Below are 21,458 nucleotides of genomic sequence, written 5' to 3'. Positions count from 1 at the left end.
ATTGCAAGCATATCAATCAAAGCCGTATACAGACGCCATGACAAAAAACGACAATACGAGCCTCATCCGCATTGCCCGCGAAAGCGGCGAAACTGAATCGGCACTGCCTCTCGATTTAGGGGTGCGAGTTCGTGAGTTGCGCAAAGAACGGGATTGGACGCTTGAGCAAGCGGCCCAACAGGCGGGACTTGCGCGGTCGACCTTGTCAAAGATTGAAAACGGGCAAATGTCACCGACCTATGACGCGCTCAAAAAGCTCGCTGTCGGGTTGGGAATTTCCGTGCCTCAGTTGTTCACGCCGCCCAGTCGGACTCAGGTCAATGGCCGCATGGTTATGACCCGTGGTGGCGAAGGTGGTGCGCATATCACAGCGACATATGAACATGAGATGCTGGCGGATCAGCTGACCAAAAAGCAAATGCTGCCGTATCGCGCTCGTGTCCGAGCACGCAGCATGGATGAGTTCGACGGTTGGGTGCGCCACGATGGCGAAGAGTTTTTGTATGTGCTGACGGGCACGGTCAAACTATTCACCGAATTTTACGAGCCTGTTGAGATGAAACGCGGTGATAGCGCCTACTACGATGCGTCAATGGGGCACAACGTTGTGTCTACCAGCCCCGAAGATGCATTGATCCTTTGGGTTACATCGCTCGCCTAATGAAAAGGGCCGGCGAACCGGCCCGAATTTCAGCTTAGAACCACGTTTGAACTGTGCGCGCGCCGCCTGCGATATCTTCGCCGACACCCGCGACCGTGTTGCAGCCAGCGAGAGCCAGAAGCGTCGCAGCGACTAGGACGGCCTTAGTCTTCATGCCACCAGACATCCGGTTGCCAGCCTGGCCAGTCGCCAAAGATGGGCATTTCTGCGGGGTAGTGGAGGTCTTTGTCATGCGCAATCCGTGTGATGTTCCATTGGTATATCGGTAGGACGTATCGCCCCGAAGTGAGGACGCGGTCAAGCGCCCGTACAGCCGCTACAAAATCGTCTTGGCTCTCTGAGGTCAAGAGATGCCCGATTAAGGCGTCTACAGCTTCGGACTTTACCCCCATGAGGTTACGCCCGCCTTGGGTGTCGGCATATTCAGAGCCGTAGTAGGCGTATTGTTCGTTGCCGGGTGAGAGCGACAGACCGCGGCGATAGTAGGTCACGTCGAAATCATAGGTGCCGTTGCGTTCTGCAAACTGGGCGCTGTCGACATTTGTCACTTTGGCCTGAACCCCGACCCGCTGGAGGGCTTGGACATACATATCGGCGATGGCTTCGATTTCGCTGGCGCCTGTTTGGATCAGGATTTCGAATTCAAAGGCCTGACCGTTAGCATCGCGTAGAACACCGTCAGCACCAGGTGTCCAACCAGCTTCGTCGAACATGGCGAGAGCAGCGCGCACCCCACGACGGTTCAACTCACTGCCATCACTTACGGGCAGTTCGTATCCGTCAATCGCACCAGGCAGGAGGCTATCTGCGAATGGTTCTAGGAGCTCACGTACGCGGCCCTCAGCGGGACCATTTTTCATCCCGAGCGGTGAATTCGAGTAGTAGGAGGTAATGCGCGGCTGGCTGCCACCTGTCATCGCCTCGTTGATGAATTCAAAGTTGAACACCTGCAGCATCGCATCACGCACGCGCCAATCGTCGAACGGGGCGCGGCGGGTGTTCATCACAAAGCCTGTCATCCCAGAAGGACGTTCGTGTGTCAGGACGGCCTTTACCACGTCGCCGTCTTGAACGCGGGGGAAGTCGTATTGGGTGTCCCAGCGGGCTTCGTTGAATTCACGGGTGAAGTTGACTTCGCCTGTTTTGAACGCCTCAAACGCTGGGGTTTCGTCGCCGAAGAATTCAATCCGCAGAGTGTCAAAGTTTGCCGTTCCACGGCGGAACGGGACATCCTTGCCCCAATAATCAGGGTTGCGGGTCAATTCGACGTAACGGCCCATCTCATAATCGGTGATCACGTAAGGCGATGATGTGATCGGGATCATGTCTGGCCCATCGTTGGCGAAATCGACGCCTTCGAACTGGGCCTTCTGCAAGATCGGACGCAGACCCGCGAGTAGGGCGAGTTCGCGGTCTTCGGTATTGAAGGTCAGGCGGACGGTGCGGTCACCCGTTGCTTCAATGCTCTCGACCTTTGACCAGAAGCCACGGTAGCGACCGTTGCCGACCGTGCCGAGCGTTTCAAAGGACCATATCACATCCTCAACAGTCACAGGGCTACCGTCCGAGAATGCAGCCTCTGGACGCAAGGTGAATTCGACCCATTCGCGGTTCGGGCCCGTCTCAATACTTTCGGCCAGAAGTCCGTAAAGAGAGAAAGGTTCATCCAAAGACCGCCCCATCAGGCTTTCACCTGCGAGGTAGCTGATCTGCCAAGGCACCTTGCCGCTGTCGGTATAGGGATTGAGGCTGTCAAAGCTGCCGACCTCGGCAGTGATCATAGCGCCACCCTTTGGCGCATCTGGATTGGCATAGGGAAGGGAGATGAAGTCATCCGCCAATGCGGGCTCCCCATACATCGAAATGCCATGCATTGGTTCTGCGAACGCAAAGGTGGAGGCGAACAAAAGCGGAAGCGCGGTCAGCGACTGGCGCAAATTCCTGAAAAACACTGGTCTCATTTCGATAACAATCCCCCGTTGGCCTGTATTGTTTGAATCAAACCGTATCTAGGGTTCTGATCCTTTTCAAACTTTTAGCTTGGATAGTGGCAATGGATTGCTTATAAAGAGGGCACTGCTCGATAGGTTTCTTGCCTGTATGAAACCTGCCTCAATGACTTAACGCCGGCCTTGTGCCGGCGTTTTTTTCTTGGGCTTTCCCGCAAATGTGATCCTGCGTGACCCTCTTGGGAATCGGTTCCCATTTGGGGCGATTCTTTTGCGTTTGGCTGGAAGATTCGTTGAATTATTTTGCAGTTGCAGCATTATGATGCCCAACGAGTAATCGAATAGGGGACTATCTATGTCACTCAAAGGTAAGACCGCCGTCGTCACAGGTTCAAACTCTGGTATCGGTCTGGGCGTTGCGCGCGAACTCGCGAAGGCGGGTGCGGACATTGTTTTGAACTCCTTTACGGACCGTCCGGAGGATCACGACCTTGCGGCCTCTCTGGCGGCGGAGTTCGGGGTGTCCGTGCGATACATACAGGCGGACATGTCCAAAGGCGACGATTGTCGTGCCCTGATCGAAAAAGCAGGCGTCTGCGATATCCTCGTGAACAATGCTGGTATTCAATATGTGTCGCCGATTGATGAGTTCCCAGTTGAAAAATGGGATGCGATCATTGCGATCAATATGAACTCTGCGTTCCACACAACGGCTGCTGCTTTGCCGATGATGCGTCAGGCGGGCTGGGGGCGCGTGGTCAATATCGCTTCTGCGCACGGTTTGACCGCATCACCGTTTAAATCGGCCTATGTTGCTGCGAAACACGGTGTTGTCGGTATGACCAAGGTGATCGCTCTCGAGACCGCGCAAGAAGACATCACATGTAATGCCATTTGCCCAGGCTACGTACTGACGCCGTTGGTCGAACAGCAAATCCCAGCGACGGCGAAGGAATACAACCTGACCGAAGAAGAAGCGGTGGCTCAGGTCATTCTTTCGCGCCAGCCATCTAAACAGTTTGCGACCACGGAACAAATTGGCGGGACGGCTGTGTTCCTGTGTTCGGATGCTGCGGCCCAAATCACTGGCACGACAATTAGCGTCGATGGCGGCTGGACTGCGCTGTAAGTAAACGATTGGCGCCCATCGGGGCGCCAGTTGACCCTCCGACGGGACATTTGTCGGGAAAGTTTCTGTACTAGAGCGGCTTATTTTTTGCTGCTTGCTGCATCATTGGGGAATTATGACCTATAACATCAATCTTGCCCTTCAGGGCGGGGGCGCTCATGGCGCTTTTACGTGGGGTGTGTTGGATCGTTTGCTCGACGAGAGCGACGTTGAGGTCGCGGCAATTTCAGGCACTTCCGCGGGCGCATTAAACGGGGCTGCGTTCAAAGCTGGCTTTGTGAATGGTGGCCGAGAAGGCGCTCGTGAGAGCCTAAATTGGGTGTGGCGTCAGGTTGGGGCCGTCACGGACACAAACCTTGCTAAATGGATTGCGCCCTTTGCGCCTGCGACTGAACTTTATACCCAAGCGTTGACCTATTCCCCTGCTTATTTCTGGTGGGATACTGCGGCGCGGGCATTGTCGCCATATGCCTTTGGCGGTGTGATCAAGAACCCGCTTGACCGCGTTATTCGTGAATTGGAATGGGATGCAGTTTGTGCATCCGACGGCCCCGAACTTCATGTGTGTGCGACGAACGTGAGGACGGGCAAGATCAGAGTGTTCAAGGACGATGAGGTGACGACGAAGGCAATCCTCGCGTCGGCATGTTTGCCCACCTTGTTCGAGGCCGTTGAAATCGATGATCCAAAAACAGGCAAGACAGAAGCCTATTGGGATGGCGGATACACGGGAAACCCCGCTCTTTTCCCACTATTTCCCAATCACTTGCCAGACGACATTGTGATTGTGAACATAAACCCATTGTATCGCGATACGGTGCCGCAAGACAGCCAATCTATTCAGAACCGTATCAATGAGATCAGCTTTAACACCTCGCTCTTGCGCGAGCTGCGGGCGATCAATTTTGTAAAACGGTTGATTGCGGACGGCTCGGTCAAAAAGGGTCGAATGAAAGACGTGAACGTTCATCTGATCGAAGACGATGCCTTGATGACGGAACTTAGCGTTGCGACCAAGATGATCGCGATGCCAATTATACTGTCACGTCTCAAAGAGGCAGGACGTCTGGCGATGGATGACTTTTTGCGCAACCACAAACACACCATCGGAAGGTCGAGCAGTTTCGACCTAGCGGGTATGTTTGATTAAGGTTTTTCCGCTGGCTTCGTGTCTGACGGGATCACTTTTTTATCGTTGGGATACACGAGGCCCGCAGAGATCACCAATTTGGCGGCATCTTCGACCGACATGTCGAGGTAGGTGATATCGGATTCAGGGACGAACAACAGGAACCCTGATGTGGGGTTTGGTGTGGTCGGCAAGAAGACCGTCATGATCTTGTCGTCGCTTTCCACTTTTGTTGCGATTTCACCTTTGGCTTTGATCGAGATGAAGCCGACAGCCCAAATGCCTTTGCGCGGGTATTCGATCATACAGGCGCGGTCAAAGCTGGTTTCAGTTTGGGCAAAAACGGTTTCAGCGAGCTGTTTCGCACCATTGTAGATCGAGCGTACGACGGGCATCCGCGATACAAGCCCTTCGCCCCAGCTGATAAAGCTGCGGCCAATCAAGCCTTTTGCGACCCAGCCGGTGAGGATCGTGACGATAAAGAAAAGCACCACACCGAGGCCACGGACGTTAATCGTGATGTGGTCAGGGCTTAGTGGATTTGGGTCACCGAACCAACGGTTGATCAGTGCTTCTGGATGGTAGGATCCAGGGACAAACGGCCAAACAAAACCATCAACCCAGCCCACGACGGTCCAGATGAGCCATGCGGTCAAACCGATCGGTGCGATCACAACGAGACCCGCAAGGAAATTGTTGCGTAGGCCGCTGATCATGGAGTGGCGACGCTTGGGTGGTTCGATGTGGGAGAATTCGTTCACGATTAAGCCGATCGGTTAAGTCAGTGTGATAAGTAGGGTCTGGGCGAATGCTCTGCAATCGCCCAAACACTCGAATACCTCACTTATGTGTCAGTTCGTGCAGAGCTGCTGCAATTTTGGCCGCCAAACGCGCATTATTTAGCACGAGTGCGATGTTAGCGGTCAGGCTGCGGCCTTCGGTCATTTGATACATCCGATCAAGGAGGAACGGCGTGACCTCTTTGGCGGTGATGCCTTGAGCCTCGGCTTCCTTCAGCGCAGCCTCGATCACTGGTGCGAGTTCGGAGGCAGCAATTTCAGCCTCAACTGGGATTGGGTTGGCGACGAGTTGTCCACCTGGCAGGTCGAGTAGGCCGCGCATTTGGTGGGCGCGGGCAATCTCTTCGGCGCTGTCCATACGAAGCGGAGCAGGAATGCCTGAGGCACGGGACCAAAATGCTGGAAGTTCGTCTTGACCATATGCGATCACGGGGACGCCATAGGTTTCCAAGACCTCAAAGGTTTTCGGCAGGTCGAGGATGGCTTTGGCACCAGCAGCCACGACAGTTACAGGCGTCTGTGCCAGTTCGGGCAAGTCAGCCGAGATGTCAAAGGTCTGATCGGCACCGCGGTGCACGCCACCGATCCCGCCCGTAGCGAAAACGCTGATACCTGCGTGATGCGCAGCGATCATCGTCGCGGCAACTGTCGTCGCACCCGTGCCACCAGACGCGAGGCATGCTGCAATGTCAGCGCGGCTGAGTTTGGCGACGCCGTCCGCTTGGCCAAACATCTCGAGCTGCGCGTCATCAAGGCCGATGCACAGAACCCCGTCGATCACCGCAATTGTAGCGGGCGCGGCGCCGTTCGCGCGGACCTCGGCCTCTACCAGTCGTGCGGTTTCGACGTTTTGTGGATAGGGCATGCCGTGGCTGATGATCGTGCTCTCGAGCGCCACAATCGGCGTGCCGAGCTTCATGGCCTCAGAGACTTCGGGGGAAAAGGACATGGGGATCATCGGGGGAGTTCTCCTGAAACGTAAGTTGCGGCGGCGGAAAGGGCGCGATGTAGCGCTTCTTCACGGTCTGCGCCAGCGTGTTCGGCAGCAATATGCGCGGCCATAAATGTATCGCCAGCCCCCGTCACACGGGTCACGAGCACTTGAGGCGGGGTCTGTGTAAGGACGCTATCGCCAGTGGCCTCGGATGCTGATTTTCCCCCATCAGTTACGAGAACCCGTTTCGCACCGCGTGCGATTAGACCTCTGGCGCCGTCTTCGGAGGTTTCAAAGGTTTGACGGCATAAGAGGCCAGCCTCTTCAAGGTTCACGTAAAGCGTGGCTGATGGATGGCCGAGGAGCGCCAAGAGGCGATCGGCCTTGCCGGGGCTTGCCGGAGCAACACGTAGGTCGGCAGCAGCAAAAAGCGGCGAGACCGCGATATCGCGCAGCAAGTCTACCGTCAGGTTGCCGTCGAGGGCGACAGGCCCAGCGTATGGGTCTTCCGCGGTTCCAAGTGCGCCGTTCGACAACGGTCGAAGAATTTTATCGCCTGCTTGTTCCAAGGAATGCGCATCAGCAATCGCAGCGATCAGGCCGTTCGCACCTTCGACAGCCATGTAGGTGTCGGTCGGCAAATCCTCGGAGCGATAGACGTGATCGGTCAGGATGCCCATCCGCTGACATTCGCCAACCAGTTCTTCGCCTTCGTTATCGCGGCCAATGGCGGTGAGTAGGGTGGGTGTCATCCCAAAACGGGTGAGCGTCATCGCGATATTCATCGCAACGCCGCCAGGAACACGAGTGATGCGGCCCGGCACGTCTGATCCGACGCGCATGACCACTGAGGACCGTCCGATCACGTCCCAGAGGACCGACCCGATGCATAAGATGTCAGCTTTGGTTTTCATACGCCTGTCATGACGCGGCTACGCTGCCGCTGCAAGCTATTCTGGAACCGCAAAGGTGAGGTTGGCCCAGAGCGTTTCGTAAACGGCTTCGGTCTGATCATCGCCGGACGGTTCTCGGATCACAACGGCATCCAGCATATAAGCGTGACCAGCAGTGACGGGCAGGGTTACAATCCCTTGGTCGTTAGTGCGGAGCCGCTCAACCGTCACAGTGCCATCTGGCGCTTTGTCAAAAACTTCAACCTGCTCGTTGGCGCGGACATCGTCGTGGTAGAACAGCTGAGCGGCAAAGCCGTTAGACAGATCATCAGTGTAGGGGTTCATGAGGGCGACGAGTTCGGTCTCTAGCCCTACACGTCTATCCGTTCCCGCTGCATCTGCGACGCCGACGAGTGACTTGGAAAACCGTATGTAGGTTTCTTTGAAGTTGGTGTCGGGGATACCGCGAGCATCATGATCGGCCCGTTCAATCCCCAGATCTTTGTGTTCGACAAAGCGGGCGAACTTTTCCCAGTTTTCGTAATTCAACAGCGTGGGCGTAGACTGATACACGAGAATTTGGAGCCCATCAGTTGGTGCATCCATGGCAAGGGCAGGGCGGTCGCCAGCGCGGCCAGCCACTTCGGTATCGAGGTCAACGCTAATCACGTCAAACCGTTCGAAACGTTGGGGAAGGTAAACCAAATTGGGGCCTTCAAAGTTTTGTCCGTTGACAATATTCGCTTCAATTCTACCCTGACTACTCACCTGATAGGCGAGCGGTTCGAGCCAAAGCTCGTGGGACAGCGCTGGAGTTGCCAGCAAGAGCAGAGCGAGTGAGGCAATACGCATGATCAAATCCTTTTTAGGCCTAGCAAAGGTGATCTTTGCTGGTGTTCTGTCAACTCTCGTTTCGGTGATGATCGTAGCGCCGACTGCCCAAGCGCATGAGGTTCAACCCGCTGTTGCGGACTTGGCCTACGTTGATGGGCGGATCGAACTGACTTTGGAGATGAACCTAGAGGGTGTTCTGGCGGGGATCGACCTCGGTTCCGTTCTTGATACGAACGAAGCGCCAGAGGCGGCACGGTATGATGCTCTGCATGCTTTGTCGGGGGCGGAGCTAGAGAGCGAGTTCACAACCGCGTGGCCAGCGTTTTCGGAAGGCATTGGTCTTTCCGTAGATGGGGCGTCTGTGCCTCTAGAGTTGGCCGCTGTAGTTGCCCCTGAGGTCGAAAATCCAGACGTTCCTCGTCTATCGACAGTGAAGATTTTTGCCGATGTTGGGGTAGGGGCGAATGAGGCCACTTTTGGATGGGCGTCGAATTACGGGACGATTGTTTTGCGTCAGATTGGGGTGGCCGAGCCCTACACGGGATACCTCGTTGGCGGCGAAAATTCTGGACCGATCCCTCTTGGCGGTGGTGGTGCTTTGCCGATTTGGCAAACCTTTGTCAGCTACATTCCAACAGGCTTTGCCCACATCGTGCCGATGGGCTTGGATCACATCCTATTCGTGCTCGGCCTGTTTTTCCTCTCGACCCGCATGAGGCCGCTTCTGTGGCAGGTGTCCGCATTTACAGCGGCACATACGATTACGCTTGCTTTGGCGTCGTTGGGTTATGTTGCTGTGCCCGGATCAATTGTTGAACCGCTGATCGCAGCTTCGATCGCGTATGTGGCGATTGAAAACATCTTTATGAACGGTCAGTTGACGCCGTGGCGACCGTTCTTGATCTTTGGGTTCGGTTTATTGCATGGCCTCGGCTTTGCGTCTGTGCTTGAGGAATTTGGTCTGCCACAGCATGGGTTCGTTGCGGCTCTCATCGGATTTAATATCGGTGTCGAACTGGGCCAGTTGTTCGTCATCGCCGTAGCCTTCCTCGCGGTCGGTCTGTGGTTCGGGAATAAGCCTTGGTATCGCCGTGTGATCGCAGTTCCTGCCTCGGCTGCGATTGCGATGATGGGGATTTGGTGGGTGATTGAGCGCACCATTCTATAACATTTGTAAAACGGGTTGCGTCTTGTGTGGGTGTAGTATAGACGCGCACCACTTCAACTCCGCAGGCGGGGGCGGGTGCTATGGGGAGAAATCCCATACCATCCTCCGGTTGGACGATTGTCTGATCCCCCGCTGAGGCTAAACCGGTAAGGAATAACGACATGGCTCTTCCAGAGTTCACCATGCGTCAGCTGCTTGAAGCTGGCGTTCACTTTGGCCACCAGAAACAGCGCTGGAACCCGAAGATGCAGAAATACATCTACGGTTCGCGCAACGGCATCCACATTTTCGACCTGACTCAGACTGTTCCGATGCTCGACCAAGCTCTGAACGTCATCCGTGACACCGTTGCTAAAGGCGGCCGCGTTCTCTTCGTTGGCACCAAGCGTCAGGCTCAGAAGCCTGTTGCTGAAGCTGCAGAGAAATGCGCTCAGTACTACATGAACCACCGTTGGCTCGGCGGCACTCTGACCAACTGGCAGACCGTTTCGCAGTCGATCAACCGTCTGAAGGCAATCGACGAATCCGCTGAGCGCGGCTTCGAAGGCCTGACCAAGAAAGAGCGTCTGAACGCTGAACGTGAGCAGGCAAAACTGCAAGCGTCGCTCGGCGGTATCCGCGAAATGGGCGGCATTCCGGACCTGATGGTCGTTATCGACGTAAACAAAGAAGACCTGGCTATCCTCGAAGCAAACAAACTGGGTATTCCGGTTGTTGGCATCGTTGACACCAACTCTTCGCCAGATGGCGTTGACTACGTTGTTCCGGGCAACGACGACGCTGCACGCGCTATCGCTCTCTACTGCGATCTGGCTGCACGCGCTGCTCTGGACGGCATGTCCGCTCAGATGGCTAAAGCTGGCTTTGACCTCGGCGCCGTTGAAGAAATGGCTGAAGAAGTTCTGGCTGACGAAGCTGCCGCAGCTGCGGCTGCTGCAAACTAATCGCGGCACTGTCGCAATATCGTTACCGGGCGCTTGCTATCTCGGCGCCCGGACACCCAAATTTGCAGGAGATGTGAAATGGCTATCACCGCAGCTATGGTGAAAGAACTGCGCGAGTCGACCGGCGCAGGCATGATGGACGCTAAAAAAGCGTTGACCGAAACTGATGGCGACATGGAAGCAGCTGTAGACTGGCTCCGTACCAAAGGCCTCGCGAAAGCCGCGAAAAAAGCTGACCGTACTGCTGCTGAAGGCCTCGTTGCTGTTGCAGTAGCTGGCGGCAAAGGCGTTGCGATCGAAGTTAACTCTGAGACCGACTTCGTTGCTAAAAACGCAGAATTCCAAGGCATGGTTACCGCAATCGCGGGTGCTGCTCTGACCGTTTCTGACGTTGATGCGCTCAAAGCAGCCGAAATCAATGGTAAATCCGTTGAGTCGACCGTAACTGACGCAATCGCGAAAATTGGTGAGAACTTGACCCTGCGCCGCATGGCTGTAATCGAAGGCGCTTCGGTTGTGACCTACGTGCACAACGCTGCTGCTGACGGCATGGGCAAAATCGGCGTTCTGGTTGCTCTTTCGGGCGAGAACGAAGCATTCGGTAAGCAAGTTGCAATGCACATCGCTGCTGCGTCGCCTGCTGCACTCAGTGAAGCGGACATGGATCCGGCTCTCGTTGAAAAAGAGCGCTCTGTTCAGATCGAGATCGCACGTGAATCCGGCAAGCCGGATGCAGTGATCGAGAAGATGATCGTTGGCCGTATGGCTAAATTTGTTGCTGAATCGACACTGCTGGGCCAAGCGTTCGTTGTGAACCCTGACCTGACCGTCGAAGCTGCTGCAAAAGAAGCTGGCGTTGAAGTTACTGGCTTCATCCGCATGGCTGTCGGCGAAGGCATCGAAAAAGAAGTTAGCGACTTCGCAGCTGAAGTTGCTGCAATGAACAAATAATTCTGCTTTCGCAGTTTTAGGGAAGGGGCCTGCCAATTTTGGCGGGCCTTTTTCGTTTTAGCGCCTAAGATTAAAACAAAAAGCGGCGCGACATCGGGAGAACGTCGCGCCGCAAAATCATGCAGATATCAGGATGGGATGGACACCCACATGCTTTTTATGGGCTGGACCATCAAGGCAAACCTTAACACCCCAGCAACCGGTTAGACCGGAACGATACGGTTATCCTGACAATTAACAGGGGTTCCGCATCGCTTTGTCCCAGGCCCAAGGCCACCACTCACGGACAATTGTAGGTAACCGTAAAAGTTTAGAGGCGAAAAGTACGGTAATCCTGACCTTTAACTTAGTATCAGTCGTATACTTTACGCGCCTAGGTTGCTTTATGGGTCTATCACAAACATTTGATTGAAAAATGCAGCCTTTAGAACGGCTTGTGCGGTGGTGTCGACGTCTAGGTTGTCGCGTGCAAGGCGCAAATGTTTCTCAACTGTTGCCGCCGTAAGGCCCATAATCTGTGCGATATCTTGGGTCGTTTTTCCGTCACCGACCCACTCGAGAACTTCACGCTGACGTTTTGTCAGAGGTCGCGCATGGGAGTAGGGTAGGGTCATTAACTTGAGATAAGCTACATTGTTAATGAGAATGATTTCGCGGCCATGTTCGGCCCAAATTCGATCCACATCAGCTTGGCTTAGGCCTTTGCGTCCAGTCAGCGCAATGGCGCCTTTGGTCCGAGCGGAAATCGAACTGAAACTGATCGTGTAACCAGCGACAACATCCATCGATCGATTAAACTCTAACGCTGCGATTTCTGCGGCACTCAGTTCGCCTGCAGCGATCCGATCTTGGAGCCAAGACCAGCTACAGGCGCCTTCATTTTCCAGCGCCCAGCGAACCATCGGAGCGTTGAAATACAAACCTTCATCGATGAAGTGCCGCATGTATTCAGGCGACTGATTGGTCAGCAGAACCCAGTCGAGTGGATCGCCCAAAGAATGTTCGGTCCGATACCGCGTGTACCCAAAAATCAAACGATCAAAGCCGTATCCCGCCATGGCTTCAGTCATCAAGCTCCAAAGAACGTCAACGCGCGGAGCGTTCGTGATTTCTTCGAGAAGACGAATAAAGTTCATTATATGGACGTTCTGATGTGATCTTTGTCGCTAAAATAGATACCATTGTAAGATGACCTGTCCAAGACTTACTTCCTGACACATATATGAACATAATACTGATTATGCATTATATATGCTGACGCAAATGACACTTCTAGATTTCGAAAATCATTGTCTCTTTTTCATGCCCTACAGCTCAGTCAAAGGCGCAAGTATCTGATCCTAAATATTTATAAGATTACTTGATATCCTCTCGTGCAAGATTTCATTGGGAGTTGATCCTCTGTTTAGCTACCTTCGTCCCGATCAATTACGCGACGGGAGGCGCTGAATTTCATGAGCACTACGACCTTTGACTATGTCGTTGTTGGCGCTGGGACAGCTGGATGTCTTCTTGCGAACCGTCTTTCTGCTAACCCAAAGAACCGTGTTCTACTCCTCGAAGCTGGTAAAAAAGACAATTACCCGTGGATCCATATTCCTGTTGGCTATCTGTATTGCATCGGTAACCCTCGGACCGATTGGCTGTTCAATACCGAAGCCGAAGCTGGTTTGAACGGTCGGTCGTTGCGGTATCCGCGTGGTAAGACACTCGGCGGATGTTCGTCGATCAACGGTATGATCTACATGCGCGGTCAAGCACGGGACTACGACAATTGGGCGGACCTTACGGGTGATGACGATTGGTCGTGGGAAAACACCCTGCCCGCATTTAAGGCTCATGAAAACCACTACAAATTGGACGACGACGCTGATCCTGCAGACGGCGACAATGGTCGTTTTTCCGATCTGCACGGCCATGGTGGTGAATGGCGTATCGAAAAACAGCGATTGAGATGGGATATCCTTGATAGTTTTGCTGAAGCTGCTGAACAATTTGGTGTGCGCCGCACCGAAGATTTTAACACCGGCGACAATGAAGGTGTTGGATATTTCGAAGTAAATCAACGCTCTGGATGGCGTTGGAATAGTTCCAAGGCGTTTCTGCGGCCAGCGTCTAAGCGACCAAATCTAACCATCTGGACTGAGGCTCAGGTCGAGAAAATCACCTTTGAGACCGATGCAAATGGTCAGTTGAAATGCACTGGTGCGATTGTGAACCGCAAAGGTGCTCAGGTGACTGTCGCTGCTAATAAAGAAGTCGTTTTGTCTGCAGGGGCAATCGGTTCGCCGCAAATTCTGATGTTGTCAGGTGTCGGCCCCGCCGAAGAACTAACCGCGAATGGCATACCTGTTGTTGCCAATGTTCAAGGTGTCGGTCGCAACCTCCAAGATCACCTGCAAATCCGTACCGTGTTCAAGATTGAAGGCGCTAAGACGCTGAATACGCTTGCGAATAGTTTGATTGGTAAGGCGATGTTCGGGCTGGAATATGCGCTAAAACGCACTGGCCCAATGAGCATGTCGCCGTCTCAACTTGGGGCGTTCACGCGATCCGATGCATCCCGTACCCACGCCAACTTGCAGTATCACGTTCAGCCGCTGAGCCTCGATGCGTTTGGTGATCCGTTGCACGATTTTCCAGCCTTCACGGCGAGTGTCTGTAACCTTAACCCGACCTCGACAGGCAGCGTTACGCTTCGATCTGCTAACCCGTTTGACGCGCCAAAGATTGCCCCCAACTACCTCTCAACTGAAGAGGACCGTTTGGTCGCCGCCGAGAGCATTCGTCAGGTCCGCAATATCGTGGCGCAGCCTGCTTTGGCTAAATACCAACCCGTCGAATGGAAACCGGGTCCTCATTTCCAAACGGACGAGGAATTGGCCCGTCTCGCTGGTGACATCGCCAGCACGATTTTCCATCCTGTTGGCACCACCAAAATGGGACGCGCGGACGATGATATGGCGGTTGTTGATAGCCGTTTGCGCGTCAAAGGTATCAAGGGCTTGCGCATTGCAGATGCGGGCGTGATGCCAAAGATCACGTCGGGCAATACGAATTCGCCAACGCTGATGATTGCTGAAAAAGCGGCGGGATATATCCTCGCCGATGCACATTAACACCCCCTTTTCAGGATTTCGGAAATGACCATCCCTTCCCGTGACACGCTCCCTCTCGCTGGAGTCAAAGTCATTGATTTTGGACAATATATTGCGGGCCCCGCGGTTGCGATGATCCTTGGCGATCTGGGGGCTACGGTGGTGCATATCGACCCGCCCGGTGGTCCGATGTGGCAGAGCCCCGCAAACGCGACCCTGAACCGCAACAAGATGATCGTAACGATCGATCTGAAGTCTGCCGAGGGTGTCGAACTGGCCAAAGCGCTGATCGCAGAAGCCGACATCGTGGTCGAAAATTTCCGTCCGGGGAAACTGGCTAAGCTCGGCATTGATTTCGCGGAATTGCGCCAGTCACAGCCTGACCTGATCACCGTCTCGATCCCCGGTTTTGCGTCAGCAGACGAAGAACGTCGTGAGTTGCGTGCTTACGAAAGCGTCATAGCGGCGAGTTCGGGTGTGTTCACGGACATGGGGCTGAACCGTGTTCTGATGGGCGTGAACCCGTCGTTCTCTCCCCTGCCCCTCGCCTCGTCCTACGGTGCGATGATGGCGGCCTCTGCTGCGGTTCTGGCGCTTCAGGCACGGGAACGTACGGGGTTGGGTGATCAGATTGAGGTGCCGTTGGCGAGCGCGGTTATGGAAGGCCTGTGCTACAACTCGATCAAGATCGACGGTTTGCCCGAACGCTATATCACCCAGCGTGAACAAGAGATCACCCGTCGTCGGACCGAGGGCCTGCCGATGAATGTGACCTATGAAGAGCTGCAGGAGCTCCTTGACCCATTCTATCGCAGCTACCTCTGCAAGGACGGTCGGATGTTCTATGTCGTTTGTCCGAGCCATAAAACCCACGCGAAACGGTGTCTGCAGACGCTCGGTATCTATGACGATCTTGTTGCCGAGGGCCTTCAGGAAGAAGACGATACCTACAAGCCCACCAGCGAATGGTCGTCCGACGTGTCGCTGGGTGTTTATCCGCTCCCGAAATTCTGGGCGGACAAGATCGCTGCAAAGATGAAAGAGGTTTTCATCACGCGAACTGCCAAAGAGTGGGAACGCATTTTTGGTCGCAACAAATTCCCTGGTGCACCACAGCGCTGGTTGCAAGAATGGATCAACGACGACCACGCGGAAACGTCGGGTCTCATGATCGACGTTGAGGATCCTGAATACGGAATGATGATCCAACCTGGACCTGTCGTCTGGTTAGAGGAAAGCGGTGAAGCCGCGCTCTATCCGATCCCACGTCGTTGGGTGGATGTAAGCAGTGCCCTTGCGCAGCTAAAGAAACAACGCACCAAACTGCCACGTGTGACCGATCCGAACGATCGGTCTGGCTGGCTCGAAGGTGTCCGAGTTCTCGACCTTTGCAACGTGATCGCGGGACCACATTCGGTGAGCTATCTGGCACGGTTTGGCGCTGAGGTGATCAAGCTTGATCCATCAAAGCCGATGTATGACGCGTGGAACACGGTGATCTTTGGCATGTCGCACATGCGCGGGAAGAAGTCAGTTCTGACAGACATCACGTCCGAACATGGTCGCAAGGTATTTGAGAACCTCGTGCGGTCCGTCGATGTGATCGTTTGGAACGCGCCAGACAACCAGATCAAAGCGATGGGATTGGACGCGGATAACCTCGCGCGGCTGAACCCCGATGCGATCTTCTGCAAGCTTGATTGTTTCAGCGGCGTGCGTCGTGGCCCTCGGACGGATTATGTAGGCTACGATGACCTCGTGCAGGCGACGACGGGTATTATGTTGCGCTTTGGTGGGCTGATGAGCGAACCAGAGGAACACGCGCACGTTGGTACGATTGACGTGATGTGTGGGTTTGGCGGCGCATTGGGCGTCGCGACAGCCCTGTATCAAAAACTGAAGACGGGCAAAACGGGTCGCGGTCGTACATCGCTTTCTGCGAACAGCGGTCTTCTGCAGGTGCCGTTCTGCTATGACTACACAGGACGCGGTTTGTTTGATGAACCCTCGGGGCGTTACGTGAACGGCTACGATGCCTTGTCGCGGTTCTACTACACCGCGTCAGGCGAATATCTGCTGCTTTCAACTTACGAGAAAGACATTGGACGCCTAGAAGCGATCGAGGCTTTCGCGGGGCTATCGGCCCTGCCCCATGAGGAACGCGAAGGGTTCCTTGCCGGGGTGTTTGCGAATGATACCTCAGCGGCGTGGCTAGAGGTCTTGCGGGCGAATGATATTGGCGCGGCGGTCTGTGACAACATCGACGCCTTGCGCGCGGCCTACGTTCGGACGCCTGATGGCACTCCGGGCATTGATCGCGGTAGCTATTCGTTCTCGGTCTATGAGGACCACCCGAGCGGCCATACCGTCACACAGCTCGATCCATTTGCCGTTCGCCCTACTCGTAGCGCTGTGAATATGATGGACCCTGCCGAAAAATACGGGGCCTCAACGCGGTCGGTCTTGATTGAGCTTGGCTATAACGACGCCGACATCGATGTGATGTTGCAAAACGGATCGATCAGCGAAACGTGGAGCAAAGAATATCTGCCGAGTTAAGTTGGCCAAACATCATCAATGGCTTCAAAGGCAAGTTGAACAACTGGATCATCGCGGCGCTGCGCAAGGCAGAGAAAGCTCAGCGATGTATCCAGTCGTTTGCCCGTCAGGATGGTGACGTTGCCGGACTGGGCCTCACGGAGTGCAATGGATTCACGTGCGAGGCTCAGGCCGACCCCCGTGCGCACCATAGCGAGCATGGACGATTCCTGATCGACCTGTGCGACTTGGTTTTGGCGCAGACCCATTCGGTCAAAAACCTTTGTCAGCAAACGGTTATGAACCGATGCGGGTGGTGTCCCGATCCACGGCAACGCAGCCAGTTCGCGCCAATCGTAGTCTTTGGCCGATCCTAAGAGTGCAGGTGGCGCCACCACACAATACGTCAGCGTAGATAGGTGACGCACGTGGAACTGTTCGGCGTCCGCTGGCTGATCCAAGTCACCGAGGTAAAATCCGACATCCAAGGTGTCGTTCCGCAGATAATCTAGAACTTCACCACTAATCCCGTGACGAAGTGAGGTCGAAACCCCTGGCCCAACCTGCAACATCTGCTGCAAAAACGCGCCCAAACGGGTGAATTCAGGGTCGATGATGGTGCCCACGCGCAAGGTGCCCTGTAGGTGGGTCCGCATCGTTTGAAGAAGACGGTTGAAGTCTTGGACAGAACCTAGAACCTGTTCGGCCTTCGTCGCCAATAAGGCTCCGTCTTTCGTGAGTTCTAGCCCCGTCGCGGTTCGTTTGAACAACACGAGGCCGCTCAATTGACCCAGCTTGCGCAGCTGGAAACTCACCGCAGGTTGGGAGAGGTTCAGAATGTCTGCGGCACGTGTGACGTTCCCCTCACGGGCCACGACGACAAGTGCGCGTAGCAGTTTCAGGTCATGGACGGCAAGTCGTTCAACATCGCTCATCGCCGCCCTCCTCTGTGTTGCACCGATTACGACTTGATAACGATACCGCTAGGGGTTTTGCAAAGCAGTTCGTGACCAGTTTCGGTGATAACAATCGGTTCGGTCGTTTCAATACCGCCGTCGTCCAGCCAAAGCGCAGGCATAAAGTGGAACGTCATCCCCGGACGTAGAACCGTTTTATCGCCCGCGCGGAACGACATCGTGCGTTCGCCCCAATCCGGCGGATAGCTAAGGCCGATGGCGTAGCCGCAACGACTGTCTTTGACAAAACCGAGCTTGTTGAGCGTCTGGTTAAAGGCGTTGGCAACGTCTTCGCAGCGGTTGCCCGGTTTCGCTTGTTCGAGGGCAGCTGCAGTGGCTTCAGTCACTGCATGTTCTGCATCGATGAACTTTTGCGGCATGGTGCCAAAGAACAGCGTACGGGATTGCGGGCAGTGATAGCGGCGGTGAACGCCAGCAATTTCAAAGAACGTCGTTTCACCTGTCCGCAGCGGTGTGTCATCCCACGTCAGGTGTGGTGCGGTGGCGTCAAGGCCAGACGGCGCCATGGGAACGATTGCTGGATAGTCACCCCAGTGGCCACCGACGCCCTTGATCGCAGTGTGATAAATCTCAGCAACCAGATGGTGTTTTGGCATCCCGGGTTCGGCGACCTCGGCGATACGTGCGTGCATGGCTTGAACGATGTCGGCGGCACGGCGCATGTAGGTCAGTTCCGTCGGGCTCTTGATCGCACGTTGCCAGTTCACGAGGCCTGTAGTATCGACGAAAGTCGCCTTTGGCAGACCTTTGATTAATGATCCATAGGCTGCAGCGCTGAAATAATAGTTGTCCATTTCGACGCCGACGCGACCTGCGTCCCAGCCATAACCTTCAATTACTCGCGATAGGTCTTCCATCGGATGTTTGTCAGGGTTCTGAACGTAGCTGTCTTCATAGCCAAAGATGTTGTCTTCGTGCATGAAAACAGTGCGCAACGCGCCTGCAGCGTCCATACCGCGACCCCACCAAATGGGTTCGCCCTCCATGCCGAGGATCACGGCCTGATGAACGTAGAACGACCAGCCATCGTACCCCGTGAGCCAAGCCATATTGGATGGGTCGGAGACGATGATCGTATCAACGCCAGCGGCTTCCATCGCCGCGCGGGTTTTCTCAATACGATCCCAGTATTCTGAATCTGCAAACGATGGGCTTGTGCGCGTACTTGGCATAGGGAAACCTTTCGAAGTGGTTTCCCTACGCTACGCGATTAATTAGCGTTTAAAAGCCCAAAAACGCCTTAGCCCAGGGCGTATCCGGCACCGCGAACGGTGCGTACTGGGTCATTACCACCATGGGCGGTAAGCGCTTTTCTTAGTCGCCCAACGTGCACGTCAACGGTGCGAGTATCGACGTAGATATCGCGTCCCCAAACACGGTCCAGAAGTTGATCACGCGACCAAACACGGCCCGGCTTTTCAATGAAGGTCGACAAGAGACGAAACTCTGTCGGGCCGAGTTTCAACTGTTCACCATCACGGGTGACGCGATGGGTTTCACTGTCGAGTTGGATATCTTCAAATACCATAACCTGCCCCGCCATTGTCGGACGGGAGCGGCGGAGCTGCGACCGAACGCGAGCCAGAAGTTCAGTCACTGAATAGGGTTTGGTCACATAGTCGTCGGCACCTGTTTCCAGACCGCGAACCTTGTCGCCTTCCTCTGACCGCGCAGAGAGCATGATGACAGGGATTTCACGTGTCTCAGGGCGTGTTTTCACCTGACGACATACCTCGATACCAGAGACATTCGGAAGCATCCAGTCCAGAACGATCACATCGGGAAGCTCTTCGCTGATCATCAGCAGCGCTTCTTCGCCATTTACTGCGAAAGACACCGTGTAACCTTCTGATTCGAGGTTGTATTTCAGAACCTCACGTTGCGCGGGTTCATCTTCGACGACGAGAACAAGGGGTTGCTGAGCCATTAATCAACCTTGGAAATATACGAGGTACTATCAGCTTTGGGGCGGCTATCTTCGGGCAGTTCGCCGGTCACCAAATAGATGACTTGTTCAGCCATATTGGTCACCAGATCGCCCATGCGTTCGATGTTCTTCGCGATGAAATGCAGGTGCATACATGCTGTGATGTTACGCGGGTCTTCCATCATGAATGTGAGAAATTCGCGGAACATGGCGTTATACATCTGGTCGACGTCGTGGTCGTGTTCACGGACCTGCTCAGCCAGTTTCGCGTCGCGTTGAATGTAGGCATCCAAAACGTCACGCAGCATGCCTTCGACTTCACGGGCCATACGACGTAGGGACGCGTCGGGGCCTGGGATTTCGCGCATCTCGACCAGAACATTGGTGCGTTTCGCCATGTTCTTTGCGTAGTCGCCGATACGCTCGAGGCTGCCTGCCAGTTTGAGCGTGGTCAAAACAGTGCGCAGGTCTTTGGACACGGGTGCACGAAGGGCAATACAACGTGCCGCTTCTTCGTTGATGCGAAGTTCCAGCTCGTCGATGGCCTTATCATTGGCGCGGACTTTCGCCGCCAATTCCACGTCGCGGGTTTCTAACGACTGTGCGCCGTCGAGAATAGCAGCCTCAACTAGGCCACCCATTTTCATAACCAAAGCCTGAATGGCTTCGAGGTCGCGGTCGTAGGCGGATAGGATGTGTTGATCACTCATTATGTGCGCTCCTTAGCCGATGCGGCCGGAAATGTAGCTCTCGGTGCGGGGATCAACCGGATTGGTAAAGATCTGACCCGTCTCGCCGTATTCGACGAGGTTACCGAGGTGGAAGAAGGCGGTCTTTTGGCTCACACGTGCAGCCTGCTGCATCGAGTGGGTCACGATCACGACCGAGAAGTTGGACCGCAGTTCATCTATCAATTCCTCAACCTGCGCTGTCGCAATCGGGTCGAGTGCCGAACAAGGTTCGTCCATTAACAAGACTTCAGGCTGTGTCGCTACAGCACGTGCAATACACAGACGCTGCTGTTGACCACCAGAAAGCCCAGTGCCCGGAGCATCAAGACGATCCTTGACCTCATTCCACAGCGCCGCACGCTTTAACGAACTTTCGACGATCTCATCGAGGTCGGTCTTGTTCTTAGCGAGGCCATGAATACGGGGGCCATAGGCGATATTGTCATAGATCGACTTGGGGAACGGGTTCGGCTTTTGGAACACCATGCCGACCTTTGCGCGCAGCTGCACAGGGTCCACGCGTTTGTCGTAGATGTCTTCGCCGTCCAAGAGGATGTCGCCTTCGACACGGCAAATATCGATGGTGTCGTTCATCCGGTTCAGCGAACGCAAGAACGTGGATTTACCGCAACCCGACGGGCCAATGAATGCAGTCACGGTTTTATCCGCGATATCAACATTCACGTCTTTGATGGCATGCGTGGTTCCGTAGTAGACCTGCACGTTGCGGGCCGAAAATTTGATGTCCTTCATGTCCACCGCTCTATCTATTAGTCGCATATCGTTCATGGTTTT

19 protein-coding genes are annotated in these 21,458 nt (G+C 54.7%); 8 read left to right on the top strand and 11 right to left on the bottom strand.

Annotated features, from left to right (window positions below):
* Positions 1–37: 37 nt before the first annotated feature.
* Positions 38–661 (top strand): helix-turn-helix domain-containing protein, encoded by a 624-nt coding sequence (locus AC07ED_RS06880; protein WP_067544937.1) that lies wholly within the window; start codon positions 38–40, stop codon positions 659–661.
* A 143-nt stretch (positions 662–804) separates the two neighbouring features.
* Here the strand turns inward: AC07ED_RS06880 and AC07ED_RS06875 are convergent, their stop codons facing one another.
* Complete coding sequence (locus tag AC07ED_RS06875) at positions 805–2,622, bottom strand: extracellular solute-binding protein (protein ID WP_105235113.1); 1,818 nt, start codon at positions 2,620–2,622, stop codon at positions 805–807.
* Positions 2,623–2,965: 343 nt separating this feature from the next.
* On the opposite strand from AC07ED_RS06875, the gene AC07ED_RS06870 reads away from it, so the two are divergent.
* The gene (locus tag AC07ED_RS06870) at positions 2,966–3,739 is read left to right on the top strand and encodes a 3-hydroxybutyrate dehydrogenase (RefSeq protein ID WP_105235112.1); all 774 of its coding nucleotides are present in this window, start codon (positions 2,966–2,968) and stop codon (positions 3,737–3,739) included.
* Between the two features lie 115 nt (positions 3,740–3,854).
* Entirely contained in the window at positions 3,855–4,889 is a 1,035-nt protein-coding gene (locus AC07ED_RS06865; protein WP_105235111.1) for a patatin-like phospholipase family protein, read from the top strand.
* On the opposite strand, the gene AC07ED_RS06860 is transcribed toward AC07ED_RS06865, so the two are convergent.
* From AC07ED_RS06860 to AC07ED_RS06845, 4 genes are all read right to left on the bottom strand, one after another.
* Positions 4,886–5,584 (bottom strand): DUF502 domain-containing protein, encoded by a 699-nt coding sequence (locus AC07ED_RS06860; RefSeq protein WP_105236352.1) that lies wholly within the window; start codon positions 5,582–5,584, stop codon positions 4,886–4,888. The genes AC07ED_RS06865 and AC07ED_RS06860 overlap by 4 nt on opposite strands.
* 124 nt (positions 5,585–5,708) lie before the next feature.
* Positions 5,709–6,626 carry a pseudouridine-5'-phosphate glycosidase gene (locus tag AC07ED_RS06855; RefSeq protein WP_105235110.1) on the bottom strand — a complete coding sequence of 306 codons (918 nt, stop codon included), beginning with the start codon at positions 6,624–6,626 and terminating at the stop codon, positions 5,709–5,711.
* Positions 6,623–7,516, bottom strand: coding sequence for a PfkB family carbohydrate kinase (locus tag AC07ED_RS06850; protein WP_105235109.1), 894 nt, complete (start codon positions 7,514–7,516; stop codon positions 6,623–6,625). The genes AC07ED_RS06855 and AC07ED_RS06850 overlap by 4 nt, the downstream gene beginning before the upstream one ends.
* Before the next feature lie 36 nt (positions 7,517–7,552).
* Positions 7,553–8,347: a DUF4198 domain-containing protein gene (locus tag AC07ED_RS06845; protein ID WP_105235108.1), complete on the bottom strand. Its 795-nt coding sequence runs from the start codon at positions 8,345–8,347 to the stop codon at positions 7,553–7,555.
* Here AC07ED_RS06845 and AC07ED_RS06840 point away from each other — a divergent pair.
* The 3 genes from AC07ED_RS06840 to tsf all read left to right on the top strand — a co-directional run bounded on the left by AC07ED_RS06840 (position 8,346) and on the right by tsf (position 11,392).
* Positions 8,346–9,497, top strand: a complete 1,152-nt coding sequence (locus AC07ED_RS06840) for a HupE/UreJ family protein (RefSeq protein WP_105235107.1) — start codon at positions 8,346–8,348, stop codon at positions 9,495–9,497. The genes AC07ED_RS06845 and AC07ED_RS06840 overlap by 2 nt on opposite strands.
* Before the next feature lie 161 nt (positions 9,498–9,658).
* Positions 9,659–10,441, top strand: a complete 783-nt coding sequence (gene rpsB, locus AC07ED_RS06835; RefSeq protein WP_067544959.1) for a 30S ribosomal protein S2 — start codon at positions 9,659–9,661, stop codon at positions 10,439–10,441.
* Positions 10,442–10,519: 78 nt separating this feature from the next.
* Complete coding sequence (tsf, locus tag AC07ED_RS06830) at positions 10,520–11,392, top strand: translation elongation factor Ts (protein ID WP_105235106.1); 873 nt, start codon at positions 10,520–10,522, stop codon at positions 11,390–11,392.
* Between the two features lie 383 nt (positions 11,393–11,775).
* Here tsf and AC07ED_RS06825 read toward each other — a convergent pair whose 3' ends face one another.
* Positions 11,776–12,528 (bottom strand): LuxR family transcriptional regulator, encoded by a 753-nt coding sequence (locus AC07ED_RS06825; RefSeq protein WP_105235105.1) that lies wholly within the window; start codon positions 12,526–12,528, stop codon positions 11,776–11,778.
* A gap of 318 nt (positions 12,529–12,846) precedes the next feature.
* Between AC07ED_RS06825 and AC07ED_RS06820 the strand changes: the two genes are divergently transcribed.
* Positions 12,847–14,511 (top strand): GMC family oxidoreductase, encoded by a 1,665-nt coding sequence (locus AC07ED_RS06820; protein WP_105235104.1) that lies wholly within the window; start codon positions 12,847–12,849, stop codon positions 14,509–14,511.
* Positions 14,512–14,535: 24 nt separating this feature from the next.
* On the top strand, positions 14,536–17,049 hold the full coding sequence (locus AC07ED_RS06815) for a CoA transferase (RefSeq protein WP_105235103.1): 2,514 nt from the start codon (positions 14,536–14,538) through the stop codon (positions 17,047–17,049).
* Here AC07ED_RS06815 and AC07ED_RS06810 read toward each other — a convergent pair.
* The 5 genes from AC07ED_RS06810 to pstB all read right to left on the bottom strand — a co-directional run bounded on the left by AC07ED_RS06810 (position 17,046) and on the right by pstB (position 21,416).
* Complete coding sequence (locus AC07ED_RS06810; RefSeq protein WP_105235102.1) at positions 17,046–17,963, bottom strand: LysR family transcriptional regulator; 918 nt, start codon at positions 17,961–17,963, stop codon at positions 17,046–17,048. The genes AC07ED_RS06815 and AC07ED_RS06810 overlap by 4 nt on opposite strands.
* A gap of 26 nt (positions 17,964–17,989) precedes the next feature.
* Entirely contained in the window at positions 17,990–19,177 is a 1,188-nt protein-coding gene (doeA, locus tag AC07ED_RS06805; RefSeq protein ID WP_105235101.1) for an ectoine hydrolase DoeA, read from the bottom strand.
* Between the two features lie 68 nt (positions 19,178–19,245).
* Entirely contained in the window at positions 19,246–19,932 is a 687-nt protein-coding gene (phoB, locus tag AC07ED_RS06800; protein ID WP_067544982.1) for a phosphate regulon transcriptional regulator PhoB, read from the bottom strand.
* Positions 19,932–20,642 carry a phosphate signaling complex protein PhoU gene (phoU, locus tag AC07ED_RS06795; RefSeq protein ID WP_067544985.1) on the bottom strand — a complete coding sequence of 237 codons (711 nt, stop codon included), beginning with the start codon at positions 20,640–20,642 and terminating at the stop codon, positions 19,932–19,934. Before phoU ends, phoB begins: the two co-directional genes overlap by 1 nt.
* A gap of 12 nt (positions 20,643–20,654) precedes the next feature.
* Entirely contained in the window at positions 20,655–21,416 is a 762-nt protein-coding gene (pstB, locus tag AC07ED_RS06790; protein WP_435404538.1) for a phosphate ABC transporter ATP-binding protein PstB, read from the bottom strand.
* Positions 21,417–21,458: the final 42 nt, after the last annotated feature.

Source organism: Aestuarium zhoushanense, assembly GCF_056431045.1.
Note: the sequence above shows the minus strand (reverse complement) of the source record. Positions and strands in the feature narration are given on the sequence as shown.

Bases quoted from the DNA above. Each gene is read 5' to 3' on its own strand.
- tsf (WP_105235106.1), top strand. From the start codon at position 10,520: ATGGCTATCACCGCAGCTATGGTGAAAGAACTGCGCGAGTCGACCGGC.
- AC07ED_RS06820 (WP_105235104.1), top strand. From the start codon at position 12,847: ATGAGCACTACGACCTTTGACTATGTCGTTGTTGGCGCTGGGACAGCT.
- AC07ED_RS06840 (WP_105235107.1), top strand. From the start codon at position 8,346: ATGATCAAATCCTTTTTAGGCCTAGCAAAGGTGATCTTTGCTGGTGTT.
- AC07ED_RS06860 (WP_105236352.1), bottom strand. From the start codon at position 5,584: ATGATCAGCGGCCTACGCAACAATTTCCTTGCGGGTCTCGTTGTGATC.
- AC07ED_RS06870 (WP_105235112.1), top strand. From the start codon at position 2,966: ATGTCACTCAAAGGTAAGACCGCCGTCGTCACAGGTTCAAACTCTGGT.
- pstB (WP_435404538.1), bottom strand. From the start codon at position 21,416: ATGAAGGACATCAAATTTTCGGCCCGCAACGTGCAGGTCTACTACGGA.
- phoU (WP_067544985.1), bottom strand. From the start codon at position 20,642: ATGAGTGATCAACACATCCTATCCGCCTACGACCGCGACCTCGAAGCC.
- AC07ED_RS06815 (WP_105235103.1), top strand. From the start codon at position 14,536: ATGACCATCCCTTCCCGTGACACGCTCCCTCTCGCTGGAGTCAAAGTC.
- rpsB (WP_067544959.1), top strand. From the start codon at position 9,659: ATGGCTCTTCCAGAGTTCACCATGCGTCAGCTGCTTGAAGCTGGCGTT.
- AC07ED_RS06845 (WP_105235108.1), bottom strand. From the start codon at position 8,347: ATGCGTATTGCCTCACTCGCTCTGCTCTTGCTGGCAACTCCAGCGCTG.
- AC07ED_RS06880 (WP_067544937.1), top strand. From the start codon at position 38: ATGACAAAAAACGACAATACGAGCCTCATCCGCATTGCCCGCGAAAGC.
- doeA (WP_105235101.1), bottom strand. From the start codon at position 19,177: ATGCCAAGTACGCGCACAAGCCCATCGTTTGCAGATTCAGAATACTGG.
- AC07ED_RS06865 (WP_105235111.1), top strand. From the start codon at position 3,855: ATGACCTATAACATCAATCTTGCCCTTCAGGGCGGGGGCGCTCATGGC.
- AC07ED_RS06825 (WP_105235105.1), bottom strand. From the start codon at position 12,528: ATGAACTTTATTCGTCTTCTCGAAGAAATCACGAACGCTCCGCGCGTT.
- phoB (WP_067544982.1), bottom strand. From the start codon at position 19,932: ATGGCTCAGCAACCCCTTGTTCTCGTCGTCGAAGATGAACCCGCGCAA.
- AC07ED_RS06850 (WP_105235109.1), bottom strand. From the start codon at position 7,516: ATGAAAACCAAAGCTGACATCTTATGCATCGGGTCGGTCCTCTGGGAC.
- AC07ED_RS06810 (WP_105235102.1), bottom strand. From the start codon at position 17,963: ATGAGCGATGTTGAACGACTTGCCGTCCATGACCTGAAACTGCTACGC.
- AC07ED_RS06875 (WP_105235113.1), bottom strand. From the start codon at position 2,622: ATGAGACCAGTGTTTTTCAGGAATTTGCGCCAGTCGCTGACCGCGCTT.
- AC07ED_RS06855 (WP_105235110.1), bottom strand. From the start codon at position 6,626: ATGATCCCCATGTCCTTTTCCCCCGAAGTCTCTGAGGCCATGAAGCTC.